Below are 15,223 nucleotides of genomic sequence, written 5' to 3'. Positions count from 1 at the left end.
CCGGATTCAGATCGTGGCGGTCAGGATGCCGGTCGAAATGGTCGGCGCGTATTGCAGGAAAACCGCAAACGCGACTCCGGAGAGAATCGGCATCGGGTTGAGCCTCGCCAGCGAGAAGAGCGCCCCCAGGCCGATCGCGGCGATGGCCGCTGCCTTGCCGAAGTAGCCCTGGACCATGCCGGTCAGCCAGGTATAGAGACTCTGAAACTCGGTACCAGTGGTTCCCGCCAGCGCACCGGTGGCGGCGGTCAGCAAGACGAGCGCCAGGGCGCCCTTGATCCAGTTACGACGGCTATCCATGACGGTTCCCTTTGAGATCGACACAAGACTTGATGAGCCATCCGAGGCCGAGGCCGACGGCGATGCCGCCCAGATGGGCGTCGAACCCGCCTTCGATCGGCGAACCCGGGGCGAGGATGCCGATGGCGATGAAGCCGCCGGCAATGACCACGTCGCGGATGAAACTGTGGGTATGCGGTAATTTCACGTCGCTATGCTCCTTTACGGTTGCTGCTGCCGTTGTTGTCACTGAGCCCGTCGCGCGGGCCGGCGAGACGTACCTCGACACGGCGGTTGCTTCGGCGCGCCGCTTCGGTGGGTGCCGGATCGAGGTAGCAGCACAGGCCCTCGGCACGAACCACGATCTCGGCCTCGACGCCCCTGTCGAGGAGCCATGAGCGGACGGACTCGGCACGCCGTCTGGCGAGCCGGTCGTTGTAGGCTTTGCCGCCGATGTCGTCGGTTCGTCCGTAGAGCTCGATGCGCTTGTACTTCGCTGAAGTGGCTGCCAGGCGCTCCAACGCCCGTTGTCCATCGGCGGTGGGAGTGTCTTGGCCGTACTCGAAGAGGATGGTGGCGGTTACCGGCTCGGCAGCGGTGGCGACTGGAGAAGCAGAGGGCACCGGTGCGGGAGTCTGCTGGACACCAGGAACGGCAGGCGCTGGATCACTCTCAGCAACGGGAAGTGCGACGACCGCCAGCGTCTTGCGTGTGGGCATCGGGCAGGCGGTGCCGCGGCAGGTTTTGAACTGGCGTTCGATCCAGGCGATCCTGTCGCTCGCCATCGGTTTGGGACTTGCTTCGGGCAGCGCTTGAGGAAGCGCTGGAGGCAGGCTCCCGCACCCGACCAGCAGCGAGGTCGTGAAGAGCAGAATGGCGACACGGTTCAGGAGCGCCATGGCTTGACCCGCGAGGCGACCTTGCGGGCATAGGCCGCGCGTTTGTCGGGAGAGACGGCGTTGTAGGCCCCTACTGCTTCCCACCCATAGCCAAAGCGGCGGATGTTCTGCGCGAGAATCCAGGCGCCGATGTACGTACTGGTGCAGGCATCAAGAAGCTGATCGCGGCCAATGCCATACGACCCCAGCTTGCGCAGCCAACTGCTGTTGATCTGCATGTGCCCGAGGTCCTCCGAGCCATCGCGGTTGCGATGGCGTGCGGCGGGGTTGGAGTTGGACTCGACTGCGGAGATTGCTTTGAGCAGGGATGGTGGAATGCCGTAGCGGCGACCGGCTTCTTCGAAGCAGGCGGCCTGCGCGGAAAAAGCCGCGGGCAGCAGGAGGATGGTCAGGAAGGCGCGAGTCATGGCTGCCATGGTAGGAAGCCAGACGGTTCCTGCGTCGCTGAAATGTGACCGTTAAGGGCGCATTTCGGTTAGCGGAGGGTTCGGGGTTCGGCTCGCACGGCGTCGGACAGCGCCCTACGGCTCAAAAGGGACGTCCCAGTGGTTCGTCCTCGAAGGTCGGCTGCGCCGAGTGCAGCAGACCTTCGCGTAGGTTTGCCGGAGGGCGGCAGCTCGGCCTGAGCCGACGCTGGCGCCACATGACGCGGACGGCGGGTATGGTGTTTTTCTAAGCCATTGCTACAAAAGGTTTTTCTAGTCTTTTTTTGGGCCGTTAACCATCTTTTAACCCTTTATAACCAAAATAATCCATTCGTCTTTGCTGCACAACACTTCCCTTCTTCTACGCAAAGCTTACGGTAAGCAAAGCCTACAAGGTTGAACGCCAAAGAAAGGACAGGACCGACCGCCGCCGTCGCTCCATGATCAGGTTCTGGCCGACAAGCACCACGATCATTCGCTCAGTGGGGATTGGAAGGACCACCGGGATTGTCACGTCAAGCCCAACGTGGTCTTGATTTACAGAAAACCGGACGACAACGTACTCCAGCTCGTCCGTCTCGGTTCGCACAGCGAACTTGGCCTGTGAGCAGCCGGGCTTCGTGACAAGGAAATGAAGGATACGGCGGGCGGAATCACCGATGTGGAACGGGCACTACACGTTCCACATCGACACCAAGGTGATCAACCTGGACCTTGATGCGCTCGTGGCAGGGCCGGCGGGGGGATGACGGAGTTTTCGGCGGTTCCGGCTTACAACCCCAGTCACATGACGACCTCAATAGAGAGGCATCTGCCAAATTGCTTACCGTGCTTTATTTTCCGTTTTCTGAGCCGACCGCTTCTTGAGCTCTTGCTCGACGAGCGCCTTCAATGGCGCCTCGCCGAAGTCACGCAAGGGCGTGCCATTGACGAAGAAGCCTGGCGTGCGATTCACCTTCAGCGCCTGCATGTCGGCGATGTCCTGCCGCAACACCTGGTCGACGGCCGGCCCATCGGCATCCGCTCTCGCCTTCGCCATGTCCAGGCCGATGTCGCCAATGACGTCCCAGATCAACAGCGGCTGGGGCCGGCCATGCGCGGCCCACTGCGGCTGCGCAGCCAGCGCCCGCTCGAGCGCGTCCCAGTATTTGTCCTGCAGCCGCGCCGCCTCGATGATCCGCACGGCCGTATCCGACCCGTGGTGCAAGGGCGCATAGCGCACGACGAGCCGGACCTGGCCGAAGCTCGCGTTGACGATGCGCTTGACGATCGGATAGAAGGCGCTGCAGGCCTCGCAGGACGGATCGAAGAACTCGACGATCGTCACCTTGGCCGCCGGATTGCCGTAGATGGGCGAGTGCGGCCTGACCAGCGCGTCGCTGTGCGTCTGGGCCGCCGCCGTCACCTCCTGGTTCGTGCGCCCCGTGAAGACCACGACCCCTGCCGCGAAGGCCAGAACGACCACGGCGACCGTCGCCAGAACCATCCACTTCCTGCTCATGCCTTTGCCCTCCTCATTGAAAACCACAGCAGCACCAGGATGCCGGTGAACGCCGCCAGCGACAGCAGCGGAATCGGCACCAAACCGGCCACCTGCACATCGACGTCGGTGCAGGACGATCCCTGACCGCAGGGCACGAGGCCCTCGGACACCACGCCCCAGAAAACCATCAGGTGGTAGGCAGCGATGCCCCATCCCACCCCGGCCAGTGGCAAGGCATAGCGCGCACCGCGAGGGTCCGAGGTGAACAAGCCCATGCCGAGCACCAGCACCAGCGGAAACATCGCGATGCGCTGATACCAGCACAGCACGCAGGGTGTATTGCCCATTACCTCGCCCAGGAACAGCGCGCCGGCCGTGGCCAACAGCGCCAGCAGCCAGGCCAGGAACAACGGTGTCCAGAACGTGGCATACCGGCCGCCGTGGCGCGGCCCCACCGACTGTGCTGTGCTCATCGTTCGGGCGGGGCGAAACTGGCCATTGCATTCGCTTCGACCGTCGACACGCGGCCGTCGGCCGCCTTGAACGAGAGCGTCAAGGGCACGACCTCCCCCACCTTGATCTGCTTCTTCAGCCCCATCATCATGATGTGCAGTCCACCGGACTTCAGCTCGTTCGTTTGGCCGGCCTTCAAGGGAAGTTGATCGACCGCGCGCATGCGCATGATGTCCTTGTCCATCGACATCTCGTGCACTTCGACGACACGGGCGACCGGCGAGCTGACGCCGGTGAGAACGACCTCTTTGTCGGCGGTCAGGCGCATAAAGGCGCCCGTGGTCGACTGGCTCGGCACGGTCGCACGCGCCCACGCCCCGTCGACCCGCACCTGCGCATGGACGGCTGACGCCGCACCCAATATCAACAAGGCTGCGGCGATGCGCGCAAGTCGACGATTCGAAACAGCAATGCTCATCATCCAGTACTCCCTTGTCCGGTCTGTTGCCCGTTTGCGCCCGGCCTGAACGCCGCCAGCACCAGCAGCGCCGCGCTGCCGACGATGAAGATGTCCGCCAGGTTGAACGCAGGCCAGTGCATCTCGCGCCAATGCAGATCGAGGTAGTCGACAACCGCGCCAATGCGAACCCGGTCGACGACGTTGCCCAGCGCGCCACCGATCAGGCCGACATAGGCCACGCGCTCGACAGGACTGCCGACGCCGCGCCACAGCAGCCCGGCGAGCACGACACTGACGGCCACGCCCAGCACGGTCAGCACATGGCGCTGCCATCCGCCGGCATCGGCCAGGAACGAAAACGCAGCGCCCGGGTTGAGAACATGGACCAGATTGAACCACTCGGTGACCGCGATGCTCGCGCCCAGCGGCAGATTCTGCGCGACGATCCACTTGACGCCCTGGTCGAGCGCCAGCATTGACGCGGCGATCACCATCAACAGCCACCAGCGGTCGCTCGAGGCGGCGGCCACAGGGTGGGGTTGCGCCGCGCTGGCAGAGGGGGTGTTCATCGGTCGCGGCCTTGCAGCAGCCGTTTCAGTTCGGGCGGGATGCCCATCGGCGCGAAGGCGCTGACGCTCGTGCCGCCGGTGTTGCCAATTGGCAGGCGGCCGAGCGGCACCAGCGCGAGTCGCATCAGCTGCCCGACCACTTCGCGCGAGTCACCCGTTTCCCAGCCGACCCGAAGCATCCACCCATGCACGCGCAGGTGCGCACTGAAGTCCCGCTGCCCCAGCACATGTGCCCGCTCCAGAGCAGCGAACGCACGCCGGGGGTAGCCGGCAAGCCGGTGCCGCGCCGACACGGCTATCTTGGCCTCGAAGGCCTCGATCCGTGGTGATGCTGGTCCGGTCATGACACGCCCTTCGCCGTTCTCTGCAGACGCAGGTCGTCGTTCATCACTGCCATGTCGGCCTGCGTGAGCGCGGGCGGAGGATTGGCCGCGCTCTTGTTCGTGAGTCGCAATCTGTGGCCACTGGCCGTTACCCCGATCGTTATCATAATTTCCATCTGGCCATCATACGTCCGGCTTGAGGGTGAAGCTTCGGAAAGCTGCAAGTTGGACGGGCTTTCAGCGAATTTCAATTGCCTTCGTCACCTCGCTCACAAAGATCCAGCCGGCGTCTGGCAGACCCGTATGCGCCGCTGTCGTGATGGCGGCAATCAGCTCGTCGACCACTTCATCGGCACATACGAGGTCCAGTTTGTATTCGGAGACGACGGCTTCGGCAAGATCCAGGGAGTAGTGCTGCTGCGCTGGGTCCTCACTCGCCAAGGGCCGCTGCACCTGGGAGACCGTGATGTTGTGATAGCTGATGTCGGCAACCTTCAGATCGCGCAGCGCCTGAAGCACGTTGGCGATGCGGTGCTGCCGGATGAATGCCTTGATTTCCTTCACGTCAGTTCTCCTTTGGATTTTTCATGATTGCCGATTCGCTTACTCAAAGCGGACAGCGATACGCGTCCCTTCATCCATCTCGCAATAGCCTGCAGGCGCTTGCCGAGCGGGCCAGGTCAGCGTGCATCGCAGCACCGTGCCATCCGCCGCGCGCAATTCCGGATTGGCCGAGTAGTCGTAGTGTTCGGTATCGCTTCCAGCAGCGATACCGCTGTGACGCCGGCTGCGACTGTCGTGCTGTTGCGAGACCGAGCGGTTCGTGTCGCGGCGTATCGCGAAGTCCTGGGCGGTGAAACGCCGCCCCTCGACCTCCAGGAGCATTGCCGGCGCCCCGCGCCCCTCGTGACTGAAGGTGCCAACCGTGACCCTCGGGTTCCCACTTGCCGGCGCAAGCGCGTGCGTATGCCCTGCGCAACCGCTAAGCGTCAGCGCGGCTAGACCGACGATAGCGAACACCGTATTCATCTTTGTTCCTTTCACTGTGAAGTTCTGGTGCGACGCTCGCGGCGCGTCTCGACCCACTCGTACATGAGCGGCAGCAGGAGCAGCGTCAGGGCCGTCGAGGTGAGCAGGCCACCGACGACGACTGTCGCCAAAGGCCGTTGTGTTTCCGCGCCAACGCCCTGCGCAAGCAACATCGGGATGAGGCCGAGGATGGCCACCGAGGCGGTCATCAGTACGGGCCTCAGGCGTAGCGCCGTCCCCTGGCGTACCGCGTCACGGATCGACAGGCCCTGGCCGCGCTGGTCGTTGAGAAATGACACCAGTACGATACCGTTCAACATGGCTACCCCGAACACGGCGATGAAGCCAATCGCAGAGGGCACCGAGACGTACTGGCCGGTTATCGCCAGTCCGAAGACCCCGCCAATTGCCGCGAAGGGCACGTTGGCAATAATTAGCGTGGCGAGGGTCAGCGAGTTGAAGGCGGTGTACAGCAGGACAAAGATGAGTCCAATGGTGAGCGGTACGATAAGCGCCAGTCGCGCCATCGCCCGCTGCTGATTCTCGAAAGCCCCGCCCCATTCAATCCAGTAGCCTTCGGGAAGCTTCAGCTGACTCCGAATTTTCTCGTCCGCTTCCTGGACGAAACCGTCCACGTCGCGGCCTCTCACGTCCATCTGCAAGACGGCATAGCGACTCAATTGCTCGCGGCGCACGAAGGTATAGCCCTCGTCCATCTCCACCGTCGCCACGCGCGAGAGCGGGACCATGGCGCCGGATGAGGTACGCACCGGGATATTACCGATTGCCTGCGGCGTATCACGGAATGCTGCATCGAGACGCACCTGAATGTCGAAGCGGCGTACGCCATCAATGAGCGTGCTGACAGCCATACCGCCGATTCCGGCCTGCACCATCTCCAGAATCTCGTCAGCGTTGATCCCGAAACGCGCGGCTTCTTCGCGGTTGACCTTCACGACCAGTTGCGGCTTGCCCTTGTTGGCTTCCAGAGACAGGTCGGCGACGCCAGGTACACTGCTCAGGATGCCCTTGCTTTCTGCGCCCAGGCGGTCGAGTTCGGCGAGGTCTGGTCCGTAAAGTTTGAGGGCAAGCGTTGCACGTACGCCCGAAATCAGTTCTTCGACGCGCATCTGGATTGGCTGGGTGTTGCCTACCACCACGGTCGGTAGCGCCACCTCCAGGGTTTCCTTCATGCGGTCTGAAAGCTCCGGTATGGACATCTTCTCAGGCCACTCAGCTTGCGGTTTCACCTCTACCAGCACCTCCATGTAGTTGGCGTCGGCGGTTTCGCCCTTTTCTGCGCGTCCAATGGTGGCCAGCACCATCTTGGTCTGTGGGTACTCTTTCTTGAGTACATCATTCATTTGTTGCGAGACGCGTATCGACTCCTCCAGCGAGGTCGACGGGATGCCGGTCGCTCTGAACATGATGGCGCCTTCCTGGAGCGTCGGCATGAACTCCTTGCCGAGGAAGGGGAAGGTGGCGAGGGCCGAGACGAGCAAGGTCAGCGAAGCGACGATCACCTTCTTCTTGTTTTCCAGCGCCCAGTCGAGAATCGGCAGGTAGCCCGCCTTGATCCAGCGAACCAGAAACGTGTCTTTTTCTTCCTTGGGTTTCAGGATCAGCGCGGCGAGCACAGGCACCAGGGTAAGCGTGAGAATCAGCGAGCCCACCATGGCAAAAGTGATCGTGAAGGCCATGGGTTTGAACAGCTTGCCCTCCAGACCGGTCAGCGAGAAAAGCGGCAGGAACACCACGATAATGATGAGAATGGCAAAAGCGATCGGGTTGATGACCTCGCGCGCAGCTTCCAGCATGACGTGAGTGCGGTTTACGACCTGACCAGTCTTATGCGAGAGCAAGCGGAAGGCGTTCTCCACCATGACCACGGCACCGTCCACCATCATGCCGATGCCGATCGCCAGACCTGCCAGAGACATGAGATTGGCCGACAGCCCAAAATATTGCATCATCAGAAAGGCGAACAGCATCGCCAGCGGCAAAGTGGCGATCACGACCACTGCCGAGCGAATTTCCCCGAGGAACAGGAAGAGCACGATCGCCACCAGGATCGATCCTTCCACGAGGGCGCTTTCGGCGGTCGCGAGCGCCTTGTCGACCAGCTCGGTACGGTCGTAGACCGGCTTGATGCTGACGCCAGGAGGTAGTGCCTGGCGCGCGAGATCGAGTTTCTGCTTCACCGCATCAACGACACTCTTGGGGTTTTCGTTGATCCGTGCGAGGGCGATACCGAGAGCCACCTCCTTGCCGTCGCGCGTCACTGCCCCGAAGCGCAGCGCCGGGCCTTCCTTGACTTCGGCCACCTCGCGCACGTGGATCGGCACGCCCTCGCGCTCGGCAATGACCACGTTGCCAATGTCCGTGGTGTTGGCCACCAGACCAAGGCCGCGAACCAGATATTGCTCCTGGCCGAGGTTGATGTACTGTCCGCCCACCTGCCGATTATTGGCGGCAAGCGCTTCCATGACGGCCTTGAAGGAGAGTCCGTACTTGATCAGTTTTTCTGGATTGATCTGGACCTGGTATTGCTTTTCCTGCCCCCCCCAGGTGGTGACGTCATCTACCCCCGGCGCGGTGCGCAACATGAGACGCACGGTCCAGTCATGCAAGGTGCGCAGGTCCATGGCCGAGAGTTTCTCGTCGGCCGATTCCACGGTGTACCAAAAAACCTGGCCAAGCCCCGAGCTGTTCGGTCCGAGAGAAGGCTCGCCATAGCCTGCGGGTAAACGTTCCTTGGCCTCCTGCAACTTCTCTCCGACCAGGCGCCGGGCGAAGTAGATGTCCACATCATCCTTGAAATAGACACCGACGTAAGACAGGCCGAATAGGGAAACCGAGCGAATCTGCTCGACCCCCGGCAGGCCAGCCATGGCCGTTTCAATCGGCGTCGTGAGCAGTTGTTCGACATCTTCGGCGGCCAGTCCAGGCGACTCTGTATAGACGTTGACCTGGTTCGGGGTAACGTCCGGGAACGCATCCACCGGGACGTTGAGAAAGGCGCGGACGCCAAAGAAAGCCATCAGCACGAAAGCCAGCAAGACGAGCAGCTTGTAGCGCAATGAGAGATCAACGATACGGTTCAGCATGGTTTTCCCCTCAGTGCCCGTGACCTGCGCCAAGCTCCGACTTCATGATGCGTGCCTTAAGGGCGTAAGCGCCCGCCGTCACCACCCGCTCGCCCGCCGCCAGGCCACTCTTGACCACCAGGCGCCCACGCAGTTTCTGCCCGAGCACGACATTTCTCGGCTCGAAGCCGTCGCTGTCCTCGATAAACACCGTGGGCTGACCATTCATCAACACGACGGCCTCGGTGGGGACCAGCAAGGCTTTGACTGTCGCACCCTGTCTGGTCGTCTCGATGGTACGGATGGCGACGGTGGCGAACATTTCCGGTTTGAGCCGGCCGTCCAGATTCGTCACTTCCACACGCGCTTGCACGGTACGGGTCTCCTTGTCGACCACTGCCGCGATGTAGGTCAGCGTGCCCTCGAAGGACTCGTCTGGATAGGCGGCAACGGTAACAATCGCACTGGCGCCTACCTGGATGCGGCCGAGATCCTTCTCGAACAGATCGGCTGCGATCCACAGTTTCGACAGGTCGGCGACGACGAAAAGCGGACTGTCTGGCTGGGAGAGCTCGCCGAGGATGGCGTGCTTTTCGATTACCGTTCCGGCGAACGGCGTGCTGACCGGGAAGGTGGATCGTGCTTTGCCGTCGCCCGTAGGCGAGGCGTCCACACCCAGCATGCGCAGCCTGTCCCTGGCCGCTGCGAGAGCGGCCTTGGACTTCTCGTACTCGGCATGGGCGCGCAGATGGTCTTTCTGGGCAATGATCTGATCGCCGTGCAGCTTCTCGGCGCGCTCGAAGTCGGCCTTGGCTACCGACTGCTGGGTCGCTGCCTGCAGGTAAGCCGAGTACGCATCGCCGACTTCCAGGCTATCGAGAACGGCCAGCGTCTGCCCGGCCTTTACCTGGTCGCCGAGATTGGTTTTGACATTGACGATGCGCCCAGGGACGCGTGGCGCCACGTGCGCTATGCGGTCTTGATTCGGGCGGATGGTGGCGGTCAGGGTGAGCGGTTCGCTCACTTCCTGCACCAGTATTTCTGCGCTCTCGATGCCGGCAGATTGAATCTCTTCGGCACTGAGCTTGAGTGCTTCCACCTCCCCTGCTTCATGCTCGTCGCCGTGGCCGTCCCCGTCTTTGCTAACCTCCCCAGCGTGTGCCCCGGCTTTCTCGCCCGCAGCGTGTTCGTCTTTGCCCCGGTGTTCGCCTGGCTTCTCGGCAGCGGCGTGCTGCTCTTCGGCGCTGCTCATTGCCGTGCCGGCTTTGGCGGCGGTGGCCGGAGATTCGGTCTTGCCACAGCCGCCGAGAATCAGGGCGGAGAAGCCGAGTGCGAAAAGTGCAGCCCGATGCGCCGGGAGTACGTGGAATAGGTTGTTCATGAATGATCTTTCAATGGATACATTTTCAGGTGACGGGTGCGGTGTGCGACTCGGTGATGACTCATCACGAGCCTTTCGGCTGCCGATGCCAGCCCGCTGCCTGCTCGAGTTCGATGCGCACCAGGGCCAGATCGGTCATGGCCTCCAGCACTTCGCGGCGGGTATCGAGAACTTGCCGGGTTGCTAGCAAGAGTTGAGTGAGGCTGATCTCACCGGCCCGGTAGCCTGCTACGGACAGACGCTTGTTCTCGTTCAGGCGTTGCAGGACAACTTGATCAAGCTGCTTTACCCGACCACGCAGGCTTTCCCGCTTCTGCCACAGAGCCAGGACCGTTGCGCGCGCGTCCCGATTGGCCACCTCGCGCTCAATCTGGACTTTGCTCACGTCGGTGACCGCTCTGCCGATGCCGGAGGCGTTGCGGCGAAACAGTGGCAGGGGTAAGGAAACGGAAACGCCGGTGATCTGCTCGCGTGCATCGCTTGATCCTTCACGGGCCGTGAAAACGCCAACAGTCACGTCCGGGTATGCCGCGGCACGCTCCAAGCCCAGGCGACTGCGGGCGGCCTGCTCCTGGTACTCCAGCGTACGTAATCGCGGCCGGTCAGCGGCTGCGGCCAGCAGCTCGTCCAGGGTGTATGGCGTGGCCACTTCGGAGGCCAGTGTCCCTCGTACTTCCGGCAGCGCTTCGGCCGGCAATTGCAGAGTGGCGGCGAGATCTGCGCGGGCCTGGATGAGCTGTTCGCGCGCCGCTTGCAGCTGATTGTCGGCGCGACCGAGCTCAACCTCCGCGAGATTGCTGTCGAGCTTGGTATCTTCGCCCGCCGCGAAGCGTTTTCTTGCCGCTCCAGCAGCATCCCTGATCAAGCTGACCAGTTCAGCCTCGGTCGTAACACGCGTCTGCAGGCCCAATACCTGGACGAACTTCTGCTCGACCTCGGCGAGGACCCGCCGGCGGGTCTCTTCGATGCTTTCCTGGAGTGCGGCCAGATCCTGCTCAGCCGCGCTGCGACGATAGCCATGCTGACCTGCGATCTCCAGGGTCTGGGAAAGATCGGCACCCCACTCCCGCAGGGTGTCATCTCCCTGGCCCGGGAGAGGAACCTTGCGGCGGGCCTGTTCGGCGGTTAGTTGCGGGTTGTTCCAGAGCAGGCCACGGGTATCAGCGAGTTGCCCCTCGGTGGCGGCCAGATCGGCTTGCGCTGCCCGAAGTTGGGGGTTGGCCGCTTCGGCAATCTGCAAGGCCGCTGCCAAGGTCAGGGGTGACTCTGCAGCCAGCACCGCCGACGTGGCGGCCGCCAAGATCAGCGTTGTGATGAAGCGGGCCACGCGCCCACGATGAATATTTGAATGCATGTCTCGTTGAAATCTCCGTTTGATACCCGCGCATGTAGGCGGCAAGGCGACCAGAAAGTTGGCCTTGGATTTATCAGTTGTTGCCGCGGGAGGCGCGCTAAAAGCCCGTATCGGCAGGCGTTTGCCGCCGATTTGCGCGATTGCGCCACGGTTCTAGCTTGGTGGCCGCCATTACTCTGAAGCACCGTTTGCGACGGCCGCTTAGCCCCTGTTCTGGGGCTTAAGGAGAGGAATTGCGGTTGAAAGCTGTGGACGTTCCGCCGGATCAGACGGCGGGCATCCAATTGGGTCGTTCTGGACCCTGGAGAAAGACGGAGAGGGGAAAGCGAGCGGGGGGGGCGACAGCCAACGATGCTGGCGTGGACGACAGCACTGGGGCAGGTGACATGGTGACGCCGACACATCCGAGGTGACACGAGAAGCAGTCGGCATCAGAACCTGTCGCGGTTGGATCGCCGACGTCGTTCTGGTCGGCCGCCTGATGCTGGTGTACGTGATGGCCAAAATGCTGCGTGTCCGCACTCCGCTCGTCATGCGGACAATAGCCGCCCGCCACGCCCCAAGCAGCCTGGAGCGGCGCAACTACTAGCAAGAGGATAAGGACGAGGCGCTTGATCACGGGCGAAGTATAACCAAGAAGCCTTGCCTCTGCGTCGGTTTCATCCGCTGGTTTCCCGGGAAGGTAGGTGGTTTTTGCACGTTCGTCATAGCAATGCCGATTGGTCTGGGCGGTTGAGATGGTAGCCTTCGAGCCTGAGATATCGGGTATCACGGTCGCCTCTGGAATACCGGTTCGCACCCGAGTACAGTGCGTACGGATATGCCAGAGGCGTGACCGTCACAAAATTTTTACGGATCGAAACTGCCGCCAACATCACCGTAACTCAAAGACGAAGAGCTCAGATGTTACCCCGCACCTTTTGTATAGATTGCCTGCATTCGCGCGCGCTCGGCGGGGGTAATATTCTTTAGCTCATTGAGCACTTCGGCTCGAGTTTTGCCCGACCCGACGCTTTTGGCAGGAGCCGGATAGTTTTCCAGAGACTGTTGGTAGCTCCCGTCTGCCTTGGCCTCCTGCAATTCCCGCATGACCTGGGCGGTGGTCTTGGTGGACTTCACATGATTGGGGTAAAACGTGTAGCCCACCTCGCCTCTCGAGAAATGCATCTCCGATTCGGCCAGCGCAAGCGTCGGTGCGGCGAGGGCGATGGAGAGGATGGGGAAAAGTATGGCGGTACGAATCAACATAATGGGTTTCCTTCTTGTAGGCGAAGTGGAATTTGATGGAACTTGAAAACACGCTGGTGTGCGGTAACGATGCCGTTTGGGTTGAACGTTCGGCACGGGAGGTACGATAGCGCGCCGAGCACGTCAATTTGCGAACTGCCAAATTACGAATTCGTAATCCTTTTGCATCGCCGATCCCGCGATAATTCGCGCATGAAGATCCTGGTCATCGAAGACGAATTGAGGCTTGCCGAGTACCTACGCAAGGCGCTTACGGAGAATAGCTACGTCGTTGATGTCTCACACAGCGGCCCGGCCGGGTTGCAGCTTGCGCTGAACGGCGGATACGACGCCGTCCTTCTCGACGTCATGCTGCCAGGGCTGGATGGTTTCGCAATCGTGCACGCGCTTCGACGACAGAGCGCTGTGCCGGTATTGATGCTCACAGCGAAGGACAAGGTTGAGGATCGGGTGAGGGGCCTGCAAACTGGGGCCGACGATTACTTGGTAAAGCCCTTCTCCCTTTCCGAGCTACTTGCCCGGGTGCAGGCCCTGCTGCGTCGTGGAACAAGAGAGCCCCTAGGTCCGGACGCCCATATCCTCAGGCTGGCGGACCTCGAAGTTGATCTCGGGCGGCGACGGGTAACGCGAGGCGGCGAGCGCATCAACCTGACCGCTAAGGAATTTACGCTGCTCAGCCTCCTACTGCGCCGACACGGGCAGGTGATTTCGCGCGCAGCACTGGCCGAGAAGGTGTGGGACATGAGCTTTGACAGCAATACAAACGTCGTCGAAGTAGCCGTGCGTCGCCTGCGAGGCAAACTCGACGATCCGTTCTACGAGAAACTCCTTCACACCGTCCGTGGAATGGGCTACGTCCTAGAAAGCCGAAAGTCATGAAGACGAGTGCTCCAGGGTCGATAGACCACTGGTTGTCTCGTTGGCTCGCTGTGCAGGCTCTTCTAGGGCTTGGGCTAGTCTGTGTGGCGGTGTACTTCGTCACGAACCTCAGTTTTGTGGCTCGCCAGAGTGAAGAGCTTCAGCACAAGGAGGAAGTAATCCGCCATCTGGTGGCTGAAATTGGAGCCGAGGACGAATTGACCAGCCTGCGTCACAAGCTTGACGATTTCTTTGTCGGCCATGCTGATCTTCAGTTGCGCCTGAGCACACCCGCTGGCGCTCTCGTCTACAGCACCGCATCTACCGCACAAGCCGCCATCTCTCAGAGGCAGCTTACTTTTGATGTTCCGTCGATGCTATTCGGCACATCGGCCCTTCGCGCCCAGATGACGCTGAACACGGAAGCAGATGCTGAACTAATGAGACGCTTGGCATGGACGCTTCTAGCGTGTGCCTTGGCCGGTTCCGCGTTGATCTACCTGAGTGGCGTTTGGCTCGTCAGACGGGGACTGGCGCCGATTCACGACCTCGCCCGGCAGGCGGCAGCACTAGCCCCGGACAGCCTTGACCAGTCGCTGGATGGGTCAGGCCAAGCTGAAGAGTTGCAGCCTTTGGTTACGCAGTTCAACGCGCTCCTCGCGCGGCTGGACTACGCCTACAAGCAGCTGGATGGCTTCAATGCGGACGTCGCACATGAGTTGCGAAATCCCCTGACAATACTGATTGGCGAGACGGAATTGGCGTTGAGTGGCAATCGAGAAGCGAATGAATTGAGGGAAGTCCTCGGCTTAAACCTTGAAGAACTGCGGCGCCTTGCCGGCCTCGTTAACGACATGCTGTTCCTGTCAAGAGCCGCTTGTGGCGCGCTCGCACGACGAGATCGTATTGATAGCCTGGCGATGATCGCAGCCGAAGTCATCGACTATCACGACGCGTCGCTACAGGAAGCTGGCCTACGTGCTGAGGTGCAGGGAGACTCTTCAGGCTTCTTTGACACAGCGTTGCTACGCCGGGCACTGTCAAATTTGCTATCGAATGCAACCCACTTCGCCGATCCAGGCTCAATCGTTGAGCTGGCCATCGACTCCGACGCGACAAATGCCGTCAAACTTTCGGTAAGCAACATCGGCCCGACCATCCCGGAAGAGCACCAATCTCGCCTGTTTGATCGCTTCTACCGGGCGTCACCTGCGCGTGAACATAGCGAAACCAACCATGGTCTAGGGTTGTCGATCGTCGCCGCCATCGCGCGCATGCATGGCGGCAAGACATTCGCAGAGTCCGCGATAGGCAGGACGACCGTTGGTTTCGTGTTGCCCATGGGGAGCACGCAACCAACGACTCCAATCTGAGAG

Annotated in this window: 18 protein-coding genes and 1 pseudogene; 3 read left to right on the top strand and 16 right to left on the bottom strand. The window is 61.5% G+C overall.

What is annotated here, in order from left to right; all coding sequences use genetic code 11:
• Positions 1 to 6 precede the first annotated feature (6 nt).
• Genes traA through QZ634_RS00560 form a run of 4 tightly spaced genes read right to left on the bottom strand, consistent with a single transcriptional unit; the run spans position 7 to position 1,594 of the window.
• Positions 7 to 300, bottom strand: a complete 294-nt coding sequence (gene traA, locus QZ634_RS00575) for a TraA family conjugative transfer protein (protein ID WP_291983290.1) — start codon at positions 298 to 300, stop codon at positions 7 to 9.
• On the bottom strand, positions 293 to 487 hold the full coding sequence (locus tag QZ634_RS00570) for a hypothetical protein (RefSeq protein ID WP_291984655.1): 195 nt from the start codon (positions 485 to 487) through the stop codon (positions 293 to 295). The genes traA and QZ634_RS00570 overlap by 8 nt, the downstream gene beginning before the upstream one ends.
• A gap of 4 nt (positions 488 to 491) precedes the next feature.
• Positions 492 to 1,178 carry an OmpA family protein gene (locus QZ634_RS00565; RefSeq protein WP_291984654.1) on the bottom strand — a complete coding sequence of 229 codons (687 nt, stop codon included), beginning with the start codon at positions 1,176 to 1,178 and terminating at the stop codon, positions 492 to 494.
• The gene (locus QZ634_RS00560) at positions 1,166 to 1,594 is read right to left on the bottom strand and encodes a lytic transglycosylase domain-containing protein (protein ID WP_291984653.1); all 429 of its coding nucleotides are present in this window, start codon (positions 1,592 to 1,594) and stop codon (positions 1,166 to 1,168) included. The genes QZ634_RS00565 and QZ634_RS00560 overlap by 13 nt, the downstream gene beginning before the upstream one ends.
• Positions 1,595 to 2,045: 451 nt before the next feature.
• On the opposite strand from QZ634_RS00560, the pseudogene QZ634_RS00555 reads away from it, so the two are divergent.
• Positions 2,046 to 2,210 (top strand): annotated as a pseudogene (locus QZ634_RS00555) (type II toxin-antitoxin system YafQ family toxin); the annotation flags it as partial.
• A 216-nt stretch (positions 2,211 to 2,426) separates the two neighbouring features.
• Here the strand turns inward: QZ634_RS00555 and QZ634_RS00550 are convergent.
• The 12 genes from QZ634_RS00550 to QZ634_RS00500 all read right to left on the bottom strand — a co-directional run bounded on the left by QZ634_RS00550 (position 2,427) and on the right by QZ634_RS00500 (position 12,989).
• Positions 2,427 to 3,089, bottom strand: a complete 663-nt coding sequence (locus QZ634_RS00550; protein ID WP_291984651.1) for a thioredoxin domain-containing protein — start codon at positions 3,087 to 3,089, stop codon at positions 2,427 to 2,429.
• Positions 3,090 to 3,100: 11 nt separating this feature from the next.
• Positions 3,101 to 3,559: a disulfide bond formation protein B gene (locus QZ634_RS00545; protein ID WP_291984649.1), complete on the bottom strand. Its 459-nt coding sequence runs from the start codon at positions 3,557 to 3,559 to the stop codon at positions 3,101 to 3,103.
• The gene (locus QZ634_RS00540) at positions 3,556 to 4,020 is read right to left on the bottom strand and encodes a copper chaperone PCu(A)C (RefSeq protein WP_291984647.1); all 465 of its coding nucleotides are present in this window, start codon (positions 4,018 to 4,020) and stop codon (positions 3,556 to 3,558) included. The genes QZ634_RS00545 and QZ634_RS00540 overlap by 4 nt, the downstream gene beginning before the upstream one ends.
• On the bottom strand, positions 4,017 to 4,568 hold the full coding sequence (gene lspA / locus QZ634_RS00535; protein ID WP_291984644.1) for a signal peptidase II: 552 nt from the start codon (positions 4,566 to 4,568) through the stop codon (positions 4,017 to 4,019). Before lspA ends, QZ634_RS00540 begins: the two co-directional genes overlap by 4 nt.
• Positions 4,565 to 4,912, bottom strand: a complete 348-nt coding sequence (locus tag QZ634_RS00530) for a DUF3703 domain-containing protein (RefSeq protein ID WP_291984643.1) — start codon at positions 4,910 to 4,912, stop codon at positions 4,565 to 4,567. The genes lspA and QZ634_RS00530 overlap by 4 nt, the downstream gene beginning before the upstream one ends.
• A gap of 216 nt (positions 4,913 to 5,128) precedes the next feature.
• Positions 5,129 to 5,455, bottom strand: a complete 327-nt coding sequence (locus QZ634_RS00525; protein ID WP_291984641.1) for a P-II family nitrogen regulator — start codon at positions 5,453 to 5,455, stop codon at positions 5,129 to 5,131.
• A 39-nt stretch (positions 5,456 to 5,494) separates the two neighbouring features.
• Entirely contained in the window at positions 5,495 to 5,920 is a 426-nt protein-coding gene (locus tag QZ634_RS00520; protein WP_291984639.1) for a hypothetical protein, read from the bottom strand.
• Positions 5,921 to 5,931: 11 nt separating this feature from the next.
• Positions 5,932 to 9,027 (bottom strand): CusA/CzcA family heavy metal efflux RND transporter, encoded by a 3,096-nt coding sequence (locus QZ634_RS00515; protein WP_291984637.1) that lies wholly within the window; start codon positions 9,025 to 9,027, stop codon positions 5,932 to 5,934.
• Positions 9,028 to 9,037: 10 nt separating this feature from the next.
• Positions 9,038 to 10,387 carry an efflux RND transporter periplasmic adaptor subunit gene (locus QZ634_RS00510; RefSeq protein ID WP_291984635.1) on the bottom strand — a complete coding sequence of 450 codons (1,350 nt, stop codon included), beginning with the start codon at positions 10,385 to 10,387 and terminating at the stop codon, positions 9,038 to 9,040.
• A 64-nt stretch (positions 10,388 to 10,451) separates the two neighbouring features.
• On the bottom strand, positions 10,452 to 11,741 hold the full coding sequence (locus QZ634_RS00505) for a TolC family protein (RefSeq protein ID WP_291984633.1): 1,290 nt from the start codon (positions 11,739 to 11,741) through the stop codon (positions 10,452 to 10,454).
• Positions 11,742 to 12,006: 265 nt separating this feature from the next.
• Complete coding sequence (locus QZ634_RS21470; RefSeq protein WP_366145375.1) at positions 12,007 to 12,360, bottom strand: DUF2946 family protein; 354 nt, start codon at positions 12,358 to 12,360, stop codon at positions 12,007 to 12,009.
• A 287-nt stretch (positions 12,361 to 12,647) separates the two neighbouring features.
• Positions 12,648 to 12,989, bottom strand: a complete 342-nt coding sequence (locus QZ634_RS00500; protein WP_291984632.1) for a DUF4148 domain-containing protein — start codon at positions 12,987 to 12,989, stop codon at positions 12,648 to 12,650.
• Between the two features lie 192 nt (positions 12,990 to 13,181).
• Here QZ634_RS00500 and QZ634_RS00495 point away from each other — a divergent pair, with 192 nt between their 5' ends.
• Together QZ634_RS00495 and QZ634_RS00490 are read left to right on the top strand one after the other, a co-directional pair.
• Positions 13,182 to 13,868, top strand: coding sequence for a heavy metal response regulator transcription factor (locus tag QZ634_RS00495; protein ID WP_291984630.1), 687 nt, complete (start codon positions 13,182 to 13,184; stop codon positions 13,866 to 13,868).
• Positions 13,865 to 15,220: a heavy metal sensor histidine kinase gene (locus QZ634_RS00490; protein ID WP_291984628.1), complete on the top strand. Its 1,356-nt coding sequence runs from the start codon at positions 13,865 to 13,867 to the stop codon at positions 15,218 to 15,220. The genes QZ634_RS00495 and QZ634_RS00490 overlap by 4 nt, the downstream gene beginning before the upstream one ends.
• Positions 15,221 to 15,223 lie beyond the last annotated feature (3 nt).

Origin of the sequence: Candidatus Accumulibacter sp. ACC007 (genome assembly GCF_907163205.1) — a bacterium.
GTDB classification, from domain to species: Bacteria; Pseudomonadota; Gammaproteobacteria; order Burkholderiales; family Rhodocyclaceae; genus Accumulibacter; species Accumulibacter regalis.
The sequence above is the reverse complement of the archived record's forward strand: the minus strand, read 5'-3'. Positions and strand labels throughout refer to the sequence as shown.

Bases quoted from the DNA above. Each gene is read 5' to 3' on its own strand.
- QZ634_RS00560 (WP_291984653.1), bottom strand. From the start codon at position 1,594: ATGGCAGCCATGACTCGCGCCTTCCTGACCATCCTCCTGCTGCCCGCG.
- QZ634_RS00520 (WP_291984639.1), bottom strand. From the start codon at position 5,920: ATGAATACGGTGTTCGCTATCGTCGGTCTAGCCGCGCTGACGCTTAGC.
- QZ634_RS00510 (WP_291984635.1), bottom strand. From the start codon at position 10,387: ATGAACAACCTATTCCACGTACTCCCGGCGCATCGGGCTGCACTTTTC.
- QZ634_RS00550 (WP_291984651.1), bottom strand. From the start codon at position 3,089: ATGGTTCTGGCGACGGTCGCCGTGGTCGTTCTGGCCTTCGCGGCAGGG.
- QZ634_RS00505 (WP_291984633.1), bottom strand. From the start codon at position 11,741: ATGCATTCAAATATTCATCGTGGGCGCGTGGCCCGCTTCATCACAACG.
- QZ634_RS00540 (WP_291984647.1), bottom strand. From the start codon at position 4,020: ATGATGAGCATTGCTGTTTCGAATCGTCGACTTGCGCGCATCGCCGCA.
- QZ634_RS00530 (WP_291984643.1), bottom strand. From the start codon at position 4,912: ATGACCGGACCAGCATCACCACGGATCGAGGCCTTCGAGGCCAAGATA.
- lspA (WP_291984644.1), bottom strand. From the start codon at position 4,568: ATGAACACCCCCTCTGCCAGCGCGGCGCAACCCCACCCTGTGGCCGCC.
- QZ634_RS00490 (WP_291984628.1), top strand. From the start codon at position 13,865: ATGAAGACGAGTGCTCCAGGGTCGATAGACCACTGGTTGTCTCGTTGG.
- traA (WP_291983290.1), bottom strand. From the start codon at position 300: ATGGATAGCCGTCGTAACTGGATCAAGGGCGCCCTGGCGCTCGTCTTG.
- QZ634_RS00495 (WP_291984630.1), top strand. From the start codon at position 13,182: ATGAAGATCCTGGTCATCGAAGACGAATTGAGGCTTGCCGAGTACCTA.
- QZ634_RS00545 (WP_291984649.1), bottom strand. From the start codon at position 3,559: ATGAGCACAGCACAGTCGGTGGGGCCGCGCCACGGCGGCCGGTATGCC.
- QZ634_RS00500 (WP_291984632.1), bottom strand. From the start codon at position 12,989: ATGTTGATTCGTACCGCCATACTTTTCCCCATCCTCTCCATCGCCCTC.
- QZ634_RS00565 (WP_291984654.1), bottom strand. From the start codon at position 1,178: ATGGCGCTCCTGAACCGTGTCGCCATTCTGCTCTTCACGACCTCGCTG.
- QZ634_RS00515 (WP_291984637.1), bottom strand. From the start codon at position 9,027: ATGCTGAACCGTATCGTTGATCTCTCATTGCGCTACAAGCTGCTCGTC.